The organism is Streptomyces odontomachi (genome assembly GCF_024435355.1).
Lineage (GTDB): Bacteria > Actinomycetota > Actinomycetes > Streptomycetales > Streptomycetaceae > Streptomyces > Streptomyces odontomachi.
The window spans coordinates 72,351-87,875 of the sequence record NZ_JAMJWG010000020.1; the positions used below are offsets into that span (position 1 = coordinate 72,351).

Here is a 15,525-nt window from a genome sequence, read left to right on the forward strand (position 1 = left end):
TTCTGCCAGAGACCGCTTCTGCCAGAGACCGCTTCCGCGTTCCCAGGTCGCCGGTCCGCGTCCCGGAAGGGACGTTCCGCGCCTTGCGGGGCGTCCCTCGGTCTGGGAGGGGCGCCCCGTGCGGAGTCCTGGCCTAGCGGGAGAGGCCCGCGACGCGCAGGGCGTGGAGCAGGTCGCCGTGGCAGGTTTCGGACACCGCCTCGGCCGCCGCGGTCAGCAGGGGCACGAGGCGCTGCGGGTCGGCCTGGGCGCAGCGCGCCGCCTCCTCCGGCGGGCGGGACCGCACACAGGCGTCGAGCAGCGCGCCGACCTCGCGGTCCCGGCCCTCCTCGACGAGGACGAGCGCCGCGGCGGAGACCTCGGGCGCCGGACGCGCCACGGCCTGGCGCAGCAGCCGGCCGCCGTCGGCGGCCAGTCCACCGGCGGTGAGCGTGTCGGCGAGCGCGACCAGGCGGTCCGTCGGCTGTGACGAGGCCTCCCAGAGCAGCGTGGACCAGTCCGGGTCGAGACCCACCTGGCTCAACTCCACCGCGAACAGCGGGAAGTGGTCCGGTGGCCAGGACGCGGCCTCGACGAGGACCGCATGGGCCTCACCGCCGCGGCCCTCGGCCCGCAGCCGCATGAGCGCGGCGACGGCGCCGGCCACGGCCTCCCGTGCCCCCTCGCCCTCGGAGTCCGTCCGCTGCGCGTCGTCGGACGACGCGCCGGGACTCCCGGCGAACCGCGCACCGCGCGGCGCGCCGGCCGCCGGTGTCGCCGTGGGGCCGGGGAACACGACGGCCGGCTGCTCGCCGCCGTCGGTCCCGTCTGCGGCCCCCGCAAACCGGGCGCCGCCACGCGGCCGGGCCGCCCGGCCACCACCGCTGGGGTCGGGCTCGGCACCGGGGTACCCGGGGTCCTCTGGATAGGCGGAGACCGCCGGGTACTCGGAAGCGTCCGGGTACTCGGAAGGGCCCGGATACTCGGAAGCCTCCGGGTACGCGGATGCGGGGGCGTCGGGATACGCGGCGTACCCGGCTGCGGGGGCGCCGGGGCCCGGCGCCCCGAGGGCCGCCGGGTCGTGGTCCCGCTGTCCCGGTGCCGTCCAGTCGTGGTCGCCCTGCCCCGCGACGGGATCGAAGCCGGTCCGCATCGGATCCGCGTGGTCGTAGTCCGCGTGTCCTGAAGCCAGCGGATCATGGTCCGCCCACCCCGAACCCAGCGGGTCGAAGTCGGCCTGCCCCGCATCCCCGTGGTCGAAGCCGGCGTGCCCCGTCGCGGCCGGGTCCAAGCCGCCCTGCCCCGTGTCGTCGTGCCCGTAGCCGGCGTACCCGGCGTCCGGATCGAAGCCGGAACGTCTGGCGCTCGGGTCGGGGCGCGTCCCGCGGGGTTCGCCGGCACCCGCTGCGGTGCGTTGGTCGATCTCGGCGAGTCTGGCCTGTAGTTCGGTGCAGCGGGCGCTGGCGCGTGCGTGGTCGTCCTGGGCCCAGGCCAGGTCACGCTCGATGGTGGCGGCCTCGTCGGGCGGTGCGGCCGGTAGCCGGCGGGCGAGTTCGGCACGTCGCCCGGCTGCGTGGCGCTGCTCCCGCAGCATGACGTCGAGCCGGTCGCCGAGCCGGTGACGCGCGCCCGGCAACGCGTCGTACGCGGCGAGCGAGGCGGTGTGCAGCTCCCGCGCCCGGGCCGCCTCCTGCACGGCGTACGGCTGCCCGTGGAGCGCGGCGAGGTCTTGCAGCAGGGCCTCCACCACGTCCCAGGGTGGTTCCTCACGCCCTTCCAGACACGCCTGCATCCCATCCGGGTCACGCCGCCAGAACACTCCGCACCAGCCGCCGCCCTGGTCAAGGCGGCCCACCAGCGCGGACAGGTATTCCGCGAACTCCCGTACCGCGGCCGGGAGTCTCTCCACAGTCGTCACTTCCTGCCCCCGTCGACCGGATCCCAACGGGGCGGTAGCCAACACCCCCAGTGTTACGAGATCGCTACGAAGTCTTTTCAGCCTGGACTCGGTGCGCGCGACGTGGGGGCGAAGCGGGTCAACCGGACAGCGACACGAGGACGCACCGCGCCATGAGGTCGTCCATGGACAGGCCGAGCGTCCGGGCGAGCGCCGCGATGGTGAAGAACGCCGGAGTGGGGGCGCGGCCCGTCTCGATCTTGCGCAGCGTCTCGGGGGAGATTCCGGCGCGCGCGGCGACCTCCACCATGCTGCGCTCGCCGCGCGCGGCACGCAGCAGCAGGCCGAGCCGCTCGCCGCGCTCGCGCTCCTCGGGGGTCAACGGGGTTCGCACCATGCCCCCATCCTACCCGCTGCATCCCATTCTCATACCGGTATAGTAATTCCGGTATAGTAATTGGCATGGTGGAACTCAAGACAGACGAATCGATCGACGCGATGCGTGCGGCCGGCCGGGTGGTCGCCCAGGCCCTCACCGCGGCCCGCGACGCGGCGGCGGTCGGCGTGTCGCTGCTGGAATTGAATGCGATCGCCCACGACGTGCTCCGCGCCGCCGGGGCCACCTCCCCCTTCCTCGGCTACCGCCCGGCCTTCGCCCCCACCCCCTACCCCGCGGTGCTCTGCGCGTCCGTCAACGACGCGATCGTGCACGGCATCCCGGACGGCTACCGGCTGCGCGACGGCGACCTGCTCTCCCTGGACTTCGGCGCCGAACTCGGCGGCTGGGCCGGCGACTCGGCCATCAGCCTGATCGTGGGCACCCCACGCCCCGAGGACGTCCGCCTGATCGAGACGGCCCAGGGCGCCCTCGAAGCGGGCATCGCCGCCGCCGTCGTGGGCAACCGCATCGGCGACATCGCCCACGCCGTCGGCACCGTCTGCCGCACCGCGGGCTACGGCATCCCGGACGGCTACGGCGGCCACGGCGTGGGCCGTCACATGCACGAGGACCCGGCCGTGCCGAACGAGGGACGGCCGGGTCGTGGCATGCCGTTGCGACACGGCATGGTGCTGGCGATCGAGCCGATGCTGCTCGGCAGCGGCCGGGACGGCTACCACACCGCGCGGGACGGTTGGACGCTGCGCACGAATGACGGGTGTCGTGCGGCGCATGTGGAGCACACGGTGGCCATCACGGACACCGGTCCGCGTGTGCTCACGGCGCTGTAGCGCCGTACCTGACCCCGGGCGGGCCCGGGCCCGTGTGCCCGGGGCGGTTCCACCGCGTGGGGCCAGCGCGTGGTGCCAGCGCGTGGTGCCAACGCCCGGCCCGGTGGCCTGGATGCGGTGGTCGCTGCCCCCTTGGGACGGTGACGACCTGACCGGTCCATCGTGGCTGGTCGCGCCCAGGCGGTGGGAGCCGCAAAGTGTCACAGCCACGCGCCCCTTTCCCGCGCGCCCTGCGGCCGAGGGCACTCCCGTGAGGGGCGCGGGGAACTGCGCGCGCAACCACCCAGTGGGCCGGTGGTCCGGACACGACGGCAACTGCCCCCTCGCGACGGTGACGATCCGACGGTCTCGTCGGGGCCGGTCGCGCAGTTCCCCGCGCCCCTGATAGCTGGGCACTTCGTGCCCCACGGGGCCCCAAGGGGGGCGCCACGCGCCCACCCCCCAGGGGCGCGGGGAACTGCGCGAGCAACCCACCACCGGGCCGGTGGCCCGGACACGACGGCAACAGCCCCCTCGCGACGGTGACGACCCGACGGTCCCGTCGGAGCCGGTCACGGCCACGCGGCGGGAGCCGCAAAGTGTCACAGCCCCGTGACCGGGGGGAGGCAGGGCCTCACCCCGCTGGCTGGACCACCTGGGCCGAGCCGCCGCCCCGGCGGACCGGCTCCGCCGCTGCGAGCCAGCGGCCGTTCGGGAGGCGTTGGACGCCGGTGGCCGCGCCGATCTCCGGGTTCTGGGTGAAGTGGTGGCCGAGGGCTTCCAGGGCGGTGCGGTCGTCGCTGGTCCACAGCGCCGGTTCCAGCTCCGTCGTGGCGGCGTTGCGCTGGCTGGCGCGGGGCGCCGCGATCGCGTCGACCAGCGGGAGGCCGCGGTCGAGGAAGCCGACGAGGGTCTGGAGGACCGTCGTGATGATGGAGGCGCCGCCGGGCGAGCCGAGTGCCACCACGGGCAGGCCCTGCCGGTCGAGCACGATGGTCGGCGAGATCGACGAGCGCGGGCGCTTGCCGGCGCCCGGCAGGTTCGGGTCGGGCACGGCCGGGTTCGCGGGCGTGAAGTCGAAGTCGGTCAGCTCGTTGTTGAGCAGGAACCCGCGGCCCGGTACGGCGATACCGCTGCCGCCGGTCTGCTCGATGGTGAGGGTGTACGAGACGATGTTGCCCCACTTGTCGGCCACCGTCAGATGCGTGGTGTTCTGGCCCTCGTACGTGGCCGGCACGGCCTGGCCCGCCGTCTTGCAGTCGGCCGGGTGGCGCGGGTCGCCGGGGGCGAGCGGGCTGGTGAGCACCGCGTCGTCCTTGATGAGGCAGGCCCGGGAGTCGGCGAACCGCTGCGAGAGCAGTTCCTTGGTGGGCACGTCCTGGACGGCCGGGTCGCCGACCCAGCGGCCCCGGTCGGCGAACGCGACACGGCTCGCCTCGATGAAGTGGTGCAGGTACTGCACCTCGGAGGCCTTGGACAGGTCGGTGTTCTCCAGGATGTTCAGCGCCTCGCCGACGGTGGTGCCACCGGACGAGGAGGGCGCGATGGAGTACACCTGACGGCCGCGGTAGGTCGTCTTCGTGGGCGCCTGGAGCTTGGCGCGGTAGGCCGCGAGGTCCGCGAGCGAGAGGTCGCCGGGGCGTACCACGCGGTCGGCGGCCGGGTCGACCGGCGGCTCGTTCACCGTGCGGACGATGTCGCGGGCCAGGTCGCCGTGGTACAGGGCGCCCATGCCCTGGCGGCCCAGCAGCGCGTAGGTACGGGCCAGGTCGGGGTTCTTGAGGGTGGAGCCGACCTCGGGGAGCTTGCCGTCGGGCAGGAACAGGTCCGCCGTGGCGGGGAAGTCCTTGAAGCGGTCGAGGTTGCCCTCGGTCATGGAGCGGAACGTGGCGTCGACCGTGAAGCCGTCCCGGGCGATCCGTTCGGCGGGCCGGAGCACCGTGCCGAGGCTCCGGCTGCCCCAGGTGTCCAGGGCGGTCTGCCAGGTGGCGGGGGTGCCGGGGGTGCCGATGCTCAGGCCGCTGGTGACCGCGTCGGCGAACGGCAGCGGCTTGCCGTCCTCGACGAACAGGTTCTGGTCGGCGGTGCGGGGCGCCGTCTCGCGTCCGTCGATGGTGTGCACGCTGCGGGTGCGCGCGTCATAGTAGACGAAGTACCCGCCGCCGCCGACACCGGACGAGTACGGCTCCGTGACCCCGAGCGCCGCCGCGGTGGCCACGGCGGCGTCCACCGCGTTGCCGCCCTGCCGCAGCACCTCGATGCCGGCCGCCGAGGCGTCCGCGTCGACGCTGGCCACCGCGCCGCCGTAGCCGACGGCGACGGGCACCTTGGGTGGGGTGGCCGTGGCGGGTGCGGCGGACGGGGGTGCCGCGGCGCCGACCGTCAGAGTCGCGGCCAGAGTTGTCAGTACCGAAAGCGTCCGTGCAACCGAACGACGCATACGCAACCTCCGTTGGACAGCCATCGGCGCAGCGTAGCCGCGCCCCGTGCGGGGCCGCCAGGGACCGCTCGGACCACCTTCTGCCCGCCGTACCGCGGCGCCCTCAGCCGTTGCGCGGCAGTCGGACCACGGTGACGAAGAAGTCGTCGATCTGCCGGACGGCGGCGATGAACTGATCGAGGTCGACCGGCTTGGTCACATACGCGTTGGCGTGCAGTCGGTAGCTGCGCAGGATGTCCTCCTCGGCCGAGGAGGTGGTGAGCACGACCACGGGGATGTGGGCGAGGTCGGGGTCGGACTTGATGCGCTCCAGGACCTGACGGCCGTCGTACTTGGGCAGGTTCAGGTCGAGCAGGATCAGATCCGGTCGGGGCGCGTCCTCATGGCCGTTCCTGCGGTAGAGGAAGTCCAGTGCCTCCTCGCCGTCCCGGGCGACGTGCAGGGTGTTGCGGATCTTGTTGTCCTCGAACGCCTCGCGCGTCATGAGCTCGTCGCCGGGGTCGTCCTCGACGAGCAGCACCTCGATGGGCTCGGCCTGGGGGGTGGTCACGCGGTGGCTCCTTCGGGGTCGTGCGGTGCCGCGTCGGGCTCGTTCGATGTCGTGTCGCTGGGGTGGACGGGGAGGGTGAAGAACACCCGCGTGCCCTCGGTGACGGTGTCGTCCAGGGTGATCTGTCCCCCGTGGTGCTCCACGATCTTCCGGCAGAGCGCGAGACCGATCCCGGTGCCCTCGTACTCCTCCCGGCTGTGCAGCCGCTGGAAGATGATGAAGACCTTCTCCTGGAACTCCGGCTCGATGCCGATGCCGTTGTCCTGCACGGAGATCCGCCAGGTGTCGTCCGCGCGCTCGACGCCGATGGCGATGCGGCAGGGCCTGGCGGGGCTGCGGAACTTCACCGCGTTGCCGATCAGGTTCTGCCAGAGCATGGTCAGGGTGTTCGGGTCACCGGACACGGTCGGCAGCGACGGGGGGCGTTCGACGTCCACCGCGGCCTCCTCGATGCTGGTGGAGAGGTTGGCGAGGGCCCCGTCGAGCACCTCGTCCAGCGCCACTTCGGCCTGCTCGTCGCCGACCCGGCCGACCCGGGAGAAGGTCAGCAGGTCGTTGATGAGCACCTGCATGCGCTTGGCGCCGTCCACCGCGAAGGCGATGTACTGCTTGGCGCGGTCGTCGAGCTGGTCCCCGTAGCGCTTCTCGAGCAGCTGGCAGAACGAGGCGACCTTGCGCAGCGGCTCCTGGAGGTCGTGCGAGGCCACGTAGGCGAACTGCTCCAGCTCGGCGTTGGACCGCTTCAGCTCCAGGGTCTGCTCGTCGAGTTCGGTGGTGCGCGCCTCCAGCTGGGCCGCGCGGCTGCGCGTGGCGGCGAGCGCCGTGACGATCCGGCACCGCATGGCCTCCACGGCGGTGACGAGGGACTGGAGGTCACGGGGCCCGTTCAGCCGGATCGGCTGGTCGAAGGCGCCCGTGCTGACCTCGGTGGCCGCGGCCTCCAGCAGGGCCAGCGGCCGGCCCACGATACGGCGCAGCAGGACCGTCAACGCCACGCTGCCGGCCACGAAGCCCGCCAGCAGCGCCAGCAGCGCGATGTCACGCAGCCGCCGGGTGTCGTCCACCGAGGCGCGGGTGCTCGCCCGCAGGTCGGACACGTCCCGTTCCATCCGGGTGAACCGGCCGCGGGTGACGTCGAAGGTGTCCTTGCCGGCACGCAGCTTCGCCTCGCTCACCTTCTCGCCGCGGCGTGCGGCGGCGATGAGGGGTTCCGCCTGGTGGGTGCGCCAGTCCTGGGTCGCCGTGCGGATCGCGCGCAGGTCGGCGCCGAGCCGGGCGTCGTCACCGATGCGTGCCGTCACCCCGGCGTACCGGTCGTTCTCCGTGCGCTGCCCTGAGGTGTACGGCTCCAGGAAGGCCGCGTCACCGCTCAGCACGTAGCCGCGCACCCCGGTCTCCTGGTCCACCAGGGAGGTCTTCAGCTGGTAGAGGGACGAGGCGAGCGGCTGGATGCGGTCGGACAGGTCCTGGGCACGCTCGTCGGCCCGCTGTTGCAGGAGTCCGCCCGCCACGCCGCACACGATCACCAGCAGGACGTTGGCCGTCAGGACGACATGGATCCAGCCCTGCACCGTGAGCCGCCCGACCCGGCCGCGGCGGCCCGCCGGTCCGGGCTGCCCGCCGCCGTCGGCCGGGGGCGCGGGCCCCACGCCGGCGTCGAGCGGGCCGGTGTCCGCGGCATCGCCCTGCGGGGGCGCGTCGTCCGCCGGGGTGTGCCCCGCGGTGGCGTCTGCCGCCGCCGTCGCTTCGTGCTGCGTCATGTTGTGCTCTCCCAGGACAGATCGAGGACGGCGAGATCGTCGGCGAGTCCTCCGAACGGCGCCGTCAGCGCCGTCACCTCCTCGACCACCGCGTCGACGAAGTCCTTGCCGCGCAGCCGCCGGTGGCTACGAGCCAGGTCGAGGAGGCCTTCCTCGCCGAGTCTTCGTCGCTCGCCGACCACGCCCTCGAAGAGGCCGTCGGTGAAGACGGTGACGGCTTCGACGCCGTCCGCCGGCAGCGTGGTCTCCGTCCACTGGGAGCGGTCGGCGAACAGGCCAAGGGCCGGACCGCCGGGCGGCTCGCTCAGCTCGATGGTGTCCCGGGTGTGCACCAGCAGACCCGGGTGGCCGGCCCGCACGACGTGCAGGTGGCGGCGATCGGGCGGCAGCCGCAGGCTGAGGAGGGTGGCGAAGACGTAGTCGGCGGCACGTTCGGCGGTCAGGATCTCTTCCAGCAGATGGGTCTGCCGGGCGCCGACACAGCCGGAGAGCACGGCCGCCCGCCATCCCACCCGTAGGCACACGCCGAGCGCCGCCTCGGCCGCACCGTGCCCGGACACATCGCCTATGACGGCGTGCACCGTGCCGTCCGCGGTCTGCACGGCGTCGTAGAAGTCGCCGCCCAGCAGTGCGTGATCGCGCCCCGGGCTGTAGCGCGTGGCGACGGTGCAGTCGTCGTCGCGCAGCAGCGGGGTGGGGAGCAGGCCACGCTCCAGCCGGGCGTTCTCGGCCGCCCGCAGCCGGCTCGCCTGGAGCTCCACGCTGTGTCGCTCCACCTGCTTGCGCTGCAAGGCGTAACGTATCGCCCGGCCCAGGGTCTCGGCGTCCAGACCGTCTTTCGCCAGGTAGTCCTGGGCGCCTTCGGCGAGCGCGGTCAGCCCTGCCTCGTTCTCGGCGAGCCCGGTCAGTACGACGATGGCGGCGTCCGGCGTGACCTCGCGCATCCGGCCGACGGCGGTGGTGCCCCAGGTGTCCGGCAGGTGCAGGTCGAGCAGGACGCACTCCGGTTGCCCGGCGTCGCTCACCGCTGTGCGCGCTTCGGCCAGCGACCGGCACCAGGTGACGTCCACCGGCAGTCCGCTGTCCGCGAGCACCTCGTTCACCAGCAGCGCATCGCCGGCGTCGTCCTCGACGAGCAACAGGGCCAGGGAAGTCCCCGCAGCCCAGCCCAGGTCCGGACGGAGCGGCGCACCGCTGGGCACGGCCGCGCCGGTCCGGTCCGGATCGGATGGGGTGTTTCCGGGCCTTACGGGGTTCCCGGGTATCGAGCGTTGCGCCACCTGCCCCCACCTCTGGTCACCGACCGAGGGAATCGCCGGTCGGCTCGGAATGATACTGGCCACAGGGCAACGGGCAGGGTCGCGACGATCACATCCCGATACCGCTCAGCCATGGCTCATGTCCGCCGTGGGTTTCGACCCCGAGCCACCCGTGCGTTGGTCGTCGGCGCCTTGGCACCTTGGCCTTGGCGTCTTGGCTCCTTGGCGCCTCGGGTAGCCGCGCGCGGGCGGACGACTCGGACGACACCTGTCGACGCCACACGACGCAGACAAACCACGCAGACAAACGGCGCAGACGACGCGGTGGATCACCGCTCGGGCGGCGGGCCCGCCGGGCAACCAGGTCCCTCCGAGGGACGTCGGGGTCTACACCTCGCCGAGGGCCTGTTCGGACACCATCCGGCCCGGCTGCGGCGGCGGCTGGCCGGGCAGTCGTACCCGGGCCGAGACGCGCTTGCCGACCGGCACCCGTTCGACGAAGACCTCGCAGGCGAGTGCGGTGACGATCTCCATCCCGTGGCCTCCGACCCGCTGCGGGTCCCTGGGGTAGATGCTGGGGAGCGTGGGGCTGCTGTCGTACACGGTCACGGTGACCGATTCGTCGGTGCCCTCCAGGGAGAGGATGTACGGACCGCGGCAGTGCCGGTCCGCGTTCGTGACCAGCTCGGTCACGAGCAGCAGGATGTCGTCATGGGCGCGGGTGTCGATGGGGGCGCACCACTCGGAGGCGAGTTCGGCCATGAACTCCCCGGCGAAGACGCGCGCGTCGGCGATGCAGCCCGGCTCGCCCGTGTAGTGCGCCGTGCGCCGGAGAGGTTCGACTGGTACGTCAAAGCCGACTACTGACACTTTTGCCCCGTTCCGCTATGTGCTCACGCCTTCTCTCACCGGGCCGCTGGGGAGCATGACCGCTGTCATGCCGATACCCGCGGGCGGGCCGTTCCAGCCCTGTTGCCCGACTTTCCGGGCTTCACGCACGGTCCCGAGCACCCTTGTGCGCCCGAGGAGCCACGCTCCCATCGGCCGGGGTTCCACGCTGAACCACGATGAAAGCACGCGTTCGCCCTACGGTAACCGATGGCGGTCATGTGACGGTCTGTCCGGTAAAGGATGACGCCAATCGTTGGCCTGCCGCACGAACGCGCACACCACCTGGCGGCATGCTGCACACCACGTGACGCAAGTTGCACACCGTATGCCCGCATTTCGACATTCTCCGGAAGGCCGACACCGGCGCAGCACGGCCAGTTTGACGGTTGCCTCACCGGGCGGATGCCCATACTCTCAGCCACCGGTCACGACATGATGTTTTCTGCAACAATGTGTTCGCTTCAGTTCATTCTTGTCGGCTTATGCCGGGTGGGGAGGCATGAGGTGGAGTTCAGCCGGAGACGTTTCACCCTGCTCGGCGGCGGTGTCGCCGCGGGACTGCTGACCGGGGCCGCGGGACAGCTCGTGGGCGCCGGGCCGGCCGCCGCGGCCCCGCTCACCCCGGATCAGACCGGGCTCGCCGCCCGGAGCCGCCCCGGGGGCGGACCGGTCACCTTCGACAAGTACTCCCTGCTGGTGGACGGCGCCCGCACCCCCCTGTGGTCCGGTGAGTTCCACCCGTTCCGGCTGCCCAGTCCGCAGCTGTGGCGCGACATCCTCCAGAAGTTCAGGGCGAGCGGATTCAACGCGGTCAGCATCTACCTCTCCTGGAACTTCCACTCCCCCGCACCCGGCTCCTACGACTTCACCGGCGTGCGGGACGTGGGCGCCATGCTCGACATGGCGGCGGAGGCGGGCCTGTTCGTCATCGCCCGACCGGGCCCCTACATCAATGCCGAGGTGGACGGGGGCGGCTTCCCGGGCTGGCTCGCGGCCCTGCCGGGTACCGCACGCTCCGACGACCCGGCGTATCTCGGCCATGTCGACGAGTGGCTGACCGCCGTCGACGAGGTGATCGCGCCGCGCCAGTACACCACCGGCGGCGGCACGGTCCTGCTGTACCAGCTGGAGAACGAGTACGCCGCCCACGTCAGCGACGGCACCGGCGCGGCCTACCTGTCCCACCTGTACGCCAAGGTGCGCGCCGACGGGATCACCGTGCCGCTGTTCCACAACGACAAGGGGCGCAACGGCTACTGGGTGCCCGGCACCTTCCCCACGGACGACGAGGAGGGGCGCTACCTCTACGGCTTCGACGGATATCCCTCGCCGACGTCCACGCCGCCCGACTGGGGCTACTTCGGCACCGGCGGCCCCAAGGGCGGTGCGACCGCGAGCCCGGACACACCCGGGTTGCTGGCCGAGTTCGGCGGCGGCTGGTTCGACTGCTGGGGCGGCGCCGAGTTCGACGGCCGCGGCTACGAGGGATCACGGGAGAGCCGGAACGCGCTGTTCGAGCGCCGCTTCTACCTGACCAACCTGGCCAACGGCATCAAGATCCACAACGTGTACATGATCTTCGGCGGCACCTCCTGGGGCTGGCTGCCCGCCCCGGTCGTCTACACCTCGTACGACTACGGGGCCGCCATCGACGAGGGCCGCGGCCTGACCGGCAAGATCCCTCCGATGAAGCAGATGGGCCTGATGCTGGAGGCGGTGCCGGAGCTGGCCGCGCTGGACCGGGCCGAGGACATCACCACGGGCGCCGACGGCGTACGGGTCTACCACCTCACGAGCCCCGGCACCGACACCCATGTGTACGTGCTGCGCAACGACGCAGCGGACCCGCGCGACCTCACGCTCCCGATGACCACCGCGGCCGGGACCGTCGACGTGCCGGTACGGCTGGCGGCCCGGGACGCCCGGCTGCTGGCCACCGGGATCACCCTCGGCGCGCGCCGGGTGCACCACACCACCGCCCAGCCGATGGTCCTCGAACGCATCGGCGGCCAGGACGTCGGCCTGTTCGTCGCCCGGCCCGGCGACCCCGTGGAGCTCGCCCTCGCCTGCCCGCACGAGCCCACCGTCACCGTCCTGGACGGCACGGCCCAGACGGAGTACGACGCGACGGCCGGGGTGCTGCGGGTGCGCGCCACGCTGTCGGGGCTCATCCGGCTGCGGATCACCGGCGACCAGGGGAGCGACGCCGCGCCCGTGCTGTTGCTGCTGGCCGACGACGACGCCTCGACCGTGCTCTGGCGCCCGACCACCGCCTCGGGCGCCGCGCTGGTCCGCGGCCCCGCGCTGGTCCGCACCGCCCGGGTGGCCGGCACCGTCCTGCACCTGACCGGTGACACCACCACCGCCAGCGACCTGGAGGTCTGGGCGCCCGCCGGGGTGACCGCCGTGCGCTGGAACGACCGCCCGGTGACGCTCGCCCGCACCACGGCCGGCAGCCTGGCCGCGCGCACCGCGCTCGCCGGCCCGGAGCGCCCGGAGCTTCCCGCGCTGACCGGTTGGCTGCGGCGCGCGGAGAACCCGGAGTCCGCGCCGGACTACGACGACTCCGGCTGGCCGGTCGCGGACAGGACGGCCTCGTCCTCCACCACGCAGGTACCCGCCGGCTCCCCGGTGCTCTTCGCCGACGACTACGGCTTCCACTACGGCGACGTCTGGTACCGCGCCACGTTCACCGGCCCGCTCGACGCGACCGCGGTGGAACTCGACTACCAGACCGGCACCCAGGGTCTGCTCATGGCCTGGCTGGACGGTGTCCCGCTGGGCACCCACCGCATGCCGGTGCCGACCAAGGAGCAGGCCACCACCGGCACCTGGAGCGCGACGGCCACCCTCCCGCTGACCGCGGTCTCGGAAGGGTCCGGGGCGGCGGACCAGCACGTGCTGGCCGTCCTGGTGCGCCGGATGGCCCATGACGAGGACGGCGGCGCCAACGACGCGTTCAAGGCGGCCCGCGGGCTGCTCGCGGCGCGCTTCGCCGGCTCCGGCCCCGACCTCACCTGGCGGATCCAGGGCGCGACGGGCACCGCCGATCCGGTGCGCGGACCGCTGAACACGGGCGGGCTGCACGGCGAACGGGCCGGCTGGCACCTTCCGGAGCACGGCACCGCCGGCTGGCTGCCCACCGATCTGCCCTACAGCGCGCAGCAGCAGGGCGTGACCTGGTACCGCACCGACTTCCGGCTCGCGGTGTCCGAAGGAGTGGACGCGTCTGTCGCGCTCACCCTCACCGACGACCCGGCGCACGCCTGGCGGGCGCAGATCTTCCTCAACGGCTGGAACCTGGGCCAGTACATCAACGACGTGGGGCCCCAGCACACGTTCGTCCTGCCGAACGGCGTCCTCGATCCACGCGGCACCAACACCCTGGCCCTCGCCGTGCTGGCGGACGGCTCGACCCCGGCGGGCCCGGGCGAGGTCGAACTGACGCTGCTCGGCGCGGCCGCAGGGGGCGCAACCCCGGCCGTCAAGGGCCCGGGGAAGGGGCGGCCCGGGCGCCTCGGCCGACACGGCACGGCATGACCGGTTCCGTACGGGACCGGCCGCTTCCGTGCGGGAGCGACCGGTTCCGTGCCGGACCGGCCACTTCCGTGCCGGACCGACCGGTTCCGTGCCGGGCCGAACCGACTAGCATTCCCGCCCATGAATGACGACCTGCGCACCATCGTCCTCGCCGTCGTGGTCCTCGCGATAGGCGCGGTGCTCGGCTGGCTGGCCAGAACGTCCCTGGGCCGGCGCAAGCTGCACCGCAGACAGGGCTTCTTCGGGTTGCCCGTGAACGCCGAGTCACTGGTGGTGGTCACCCGCGAGGCCGGCAGTCCCGAGCTGACGGTCACCCGGCATGACGCACTGGCGCTGGTCGAACTGTCCGCGCTCATCAAGGACTGCGGTGGGCACCCTCAGCTGGTGGCGCACGACGCGGCCCAGCAGGGGTTCGGGGAGCGCACCGAGTTCTGCGTGGGCGCGCCCGGGGCGCACCGCCGGATGGCCGCGCACATGCAGTCGCTGCTGCCGGGCGTGACGGTCGACAACGACCCGCAGGCCGGCGCGGACCGCGACTCGTTCCGAATCGGCAGCGAGCGGTACCGGGTGGAGCCGGGCAAGGCCGAGTACGTCCTGCTGGCCCGGCTCACCGCGGGCCAGGGGAACACCGGGCGTCCGGTCTTCCTGCTCTGCGGCCAGCGGCCCATCACCCATCAGGCGGCCGGCCGGTACCTGGCACACCACCATGAGCGGCTGGCCCGCAAGCACCGCGGCGGTTCCTTCGTGCTGCTGCTGAAGGTGGTCAACTCCGCGGCGTACGGCCCGGACGTGGTGGAGCTGGTCGCGGACGTCACCAAGCCGGCGCAGAGCGCCCCGCCGGTGCCCGCCAAGTCCCATCGCGCGACCTGAGTCCCGGCCGGCGGCGCACGTCCGGCCGGGCCGCACGGGCAGCCCGTTCGAGGGGTACCCGCTGATCTGACGCCCGCCCCTTCAGGGGCGCGGGGAACTGGGGTACCTCTGGGTTGCCGCCCACGCTTCGAGGCAGTGGGGGAACCAGGAAGGCGGTGGAGGTCGGTTGACGGGTGGTTGCTCGTTCAGTTCCCCGCGCCCCTTCGGGGGCGCGCGTGGCACGACCCGTCCGGTGTGCAGCTGACCTTCTCCTCGTCCGGCCGACCCGTCGTGCGTGTCGGTCCCGCGCGAAGAGTGATCTTCGGCTGCCCGCCGGTCGTGCCCAGCCACCCGCCCTACCGCTGGGCCGGTCCTCGCAAGCTATCCGCCCTGTCCGAGTGCACCACGGCGGACACGCGCTGACGATCAATAACCGTATTTGTTCTCATTCGCCTGCTTTATCGCTCTTGTTGAGCGTTCGAGATCTCAGATGTCTCTGATCCAGGCGACCCTTCAGACCTCCCAGACCCCTCACCCACTCAGGCCTCCGACGCCTCCGCATACACCCGGTACAGCTCCGGATGCCCGTTCACCGCCCAGTCGAGCCCCGCCTCCACGACGTGGATCTCCCGGCCGGAGGCGAGCCGCACCACGGGCTGGCCGCCGGGCCCGACGTGCCAGGCGGCACCCTGGACGGTGCGCACGATCACCGAGCCGAGGTAGAGGCCCGCGTCGTTGCCGAGCCAGGGCAGCGTCTCCGGATCGTCCCGCCAGCGCGGCAGCAACTGGTCGAGCTCGGCGAGGGAGGTCGCGGAGTCATCGAGATCCACGCCCGCGGCGGCGGCCTGCGACCGCAGCAACTCGCACTCGGAGAACAGCTCGCCGACGCCATCGGGGTCGTGCGCGAACGCGGCCGCGAGCCCTCTGCTCCCATCCGTGGGCCGGTTCCTGCGCCACCTGTCCAAGAAAGGGATGTTCATACCACCCAGCGTGGCATCCCAACGGCACCCGCACCACAGGGGCGCGCGGACACCTCGCACCTGAGGGTGCAGGGGATGCGGTCTGCGGGCGCGGCCGGGGCCCCTGCCGCCACCGGTTCCCGACGTCACGTCAGCCTGCCGCTCGCGCCCGTGACTTGGGGTGACCGTCCC

General features: G+C 72.7%; 11 protein-coding genes. 3 read left to right on the forward strand and 8 right to left on the reverse strand.

The features are described from left to right. Positions 1–133 precede the first annotated feature (133 nt). The gene (locus tag NQO67_RS32705; protein WP_255953982.1) at positions 134–1,888 is read right to left on the reverse strand and encodes a chromosomal replication initiator protein DnaA; all 1,755 of its coding nucleotides are present in this window, start codon (positions 1,886–1,888) and stop codon (positions 134–136) included. 127 nt (positions 1,889–2,015) lie between these two features. Further along, positions 2,016–2,273: a helix-turn-helix domain-containing protein gene (locus tag NQO67_RS32710; protein WP_255953983.1), complete on the reverse strand. Its 258-nt coding sequence runs from the start codon at positions 2,271–2,273 to the stop codon at positions 2,016–2,018. 65 nt (positions 2,274–2,338) lie between these two features. Here NQO67_RS32710 and map point away from each other — a divergent pair, with 65 nt between their 5' ends. Then, positions 2,339–3,106 (forward strand): type I methionyl aminopeptidase, encoded by a 768-nt coding sequence (gene map / locus NQO67_RS32715; RefSeq protein ID WP_255953984.1) that lies wholly within the window; start codon positions 2,339–2,341, stop codon positions 3,104–3,106. A 613-nt stretch (positions 3,107–3,719) separates the two neighbouring features. Here the strand turns inward: map and ggt are convergent. From ggt to NQO67_RS32740, 5 genes are all read right to left on the reverse strand, one after another. Continuing rightward, positions 3,720–5,525 carry a gamma-glutamyltransferase gene (gene ggt / locus NQO67_RS32720; RefSeq protein WP_255953985.1) on the reverse strand — a complete coding sequence of 602 codons (1,806 nt, stop codon included), beginning with the start codon at positions 5,523–5,525 and terminating at the stop codon, positions 3,720–3,722. A 103-nt stretch (positions 5,526–5,628) separates the two neighbouring features. Further along, on the reverse strand, positions 5,629–6,075 hold the full coding sequence (locus tag NQO67_RS32725) for a response regulator (RefSeq protein WP_255953986.1): 447 nt from the start codon (positions 6,073–6,075) through the stop codon (positions 5,629–5,631). Beyond that, on the reverse strand, positions 6,072–7,835 hold the full coding sequence (locus NQO67_RS32730) for a sensor histidine kinase (RefSeq protein WP_255953987.1): 1,764 nt from the start codon (positions 7,833–7,835) through the stop codon (positions 6,072–6,074). Before NQO67_RS32730 ends, NQO67_RS32725 begins: the two co-directional genes overlap by 4 nt. Next, positions 7,832–9,037 carry a PP2C family protein-serine/threonine phosphatase gene (locus tag NQO67_RS32735; protein ID WP_255953988.1) on the reverse strand — a complete coding sequence of 402 codons (1,206 nt, stop codon included), beginning with the start codon at positions 9,035–9,037 and terminating at the stop codon, positions 7,832–7,834. Before NQO67_RS32735 ends, NQO67_RS32730 begins: the two co-directional genes overlap by 4 nt. 444 nt (positions 9,038–9,481) lie before the next feature. Continuing rightward, positions 9,482–9,964: an ATP-binding protein gene (locus tag NQO67_RS32740; protein WP_255953989.1), complete on the reverse strand. Its 483-nt coding sequence runs from the start codon at positions 9,962–9,964 to the stop codon at positions 9,482–9,484. Positions 9,965–10,489: 525 nt separating this feature from the next. On the opposite strand from NQO67_RS32740, the gene NQO67_RS32745 reads away from it, so the two are divergent. Next, a complete protein-coding gene (locus NQO67_RS32745) occupies positions 10,490–13,525 on the forward strand; it encodes a glycoside hydrolase family 35 protein (protein WP_255953990.1) in 3,036 nt (1,011 codons plus the stop codon). Positions 13,526–13,645: 120 nt separating this feature from the next. Then, on the forward strand, positions 13,646–14,395 hold the full coding sequence (locus NQO67_RS32750) for a hypothetical protein (protein WP_255953991.1): 750 nt from the start codon (positions 13,646–13,648) through the stop codon (positions 14,393–14,395). Positions 14,396–14,913: 518 nt separating this feature from the next. Here the strand turns inward: NQO67_RS32750 and NQO67_RS32755 are convergent. Next, positions 14,914–15,354, reverse strand: a complete 441-nt coding sequence (locus NQO67_RS32755) for a DUF6278 family protein (RefSeq protein WP_255953992.1) — start codon at positions 15,352–15,354, stop codon at positions 14,914–14,916. Between the last annotated feature and the right edge of the window lie 171 nt (positions 15,355–15,525).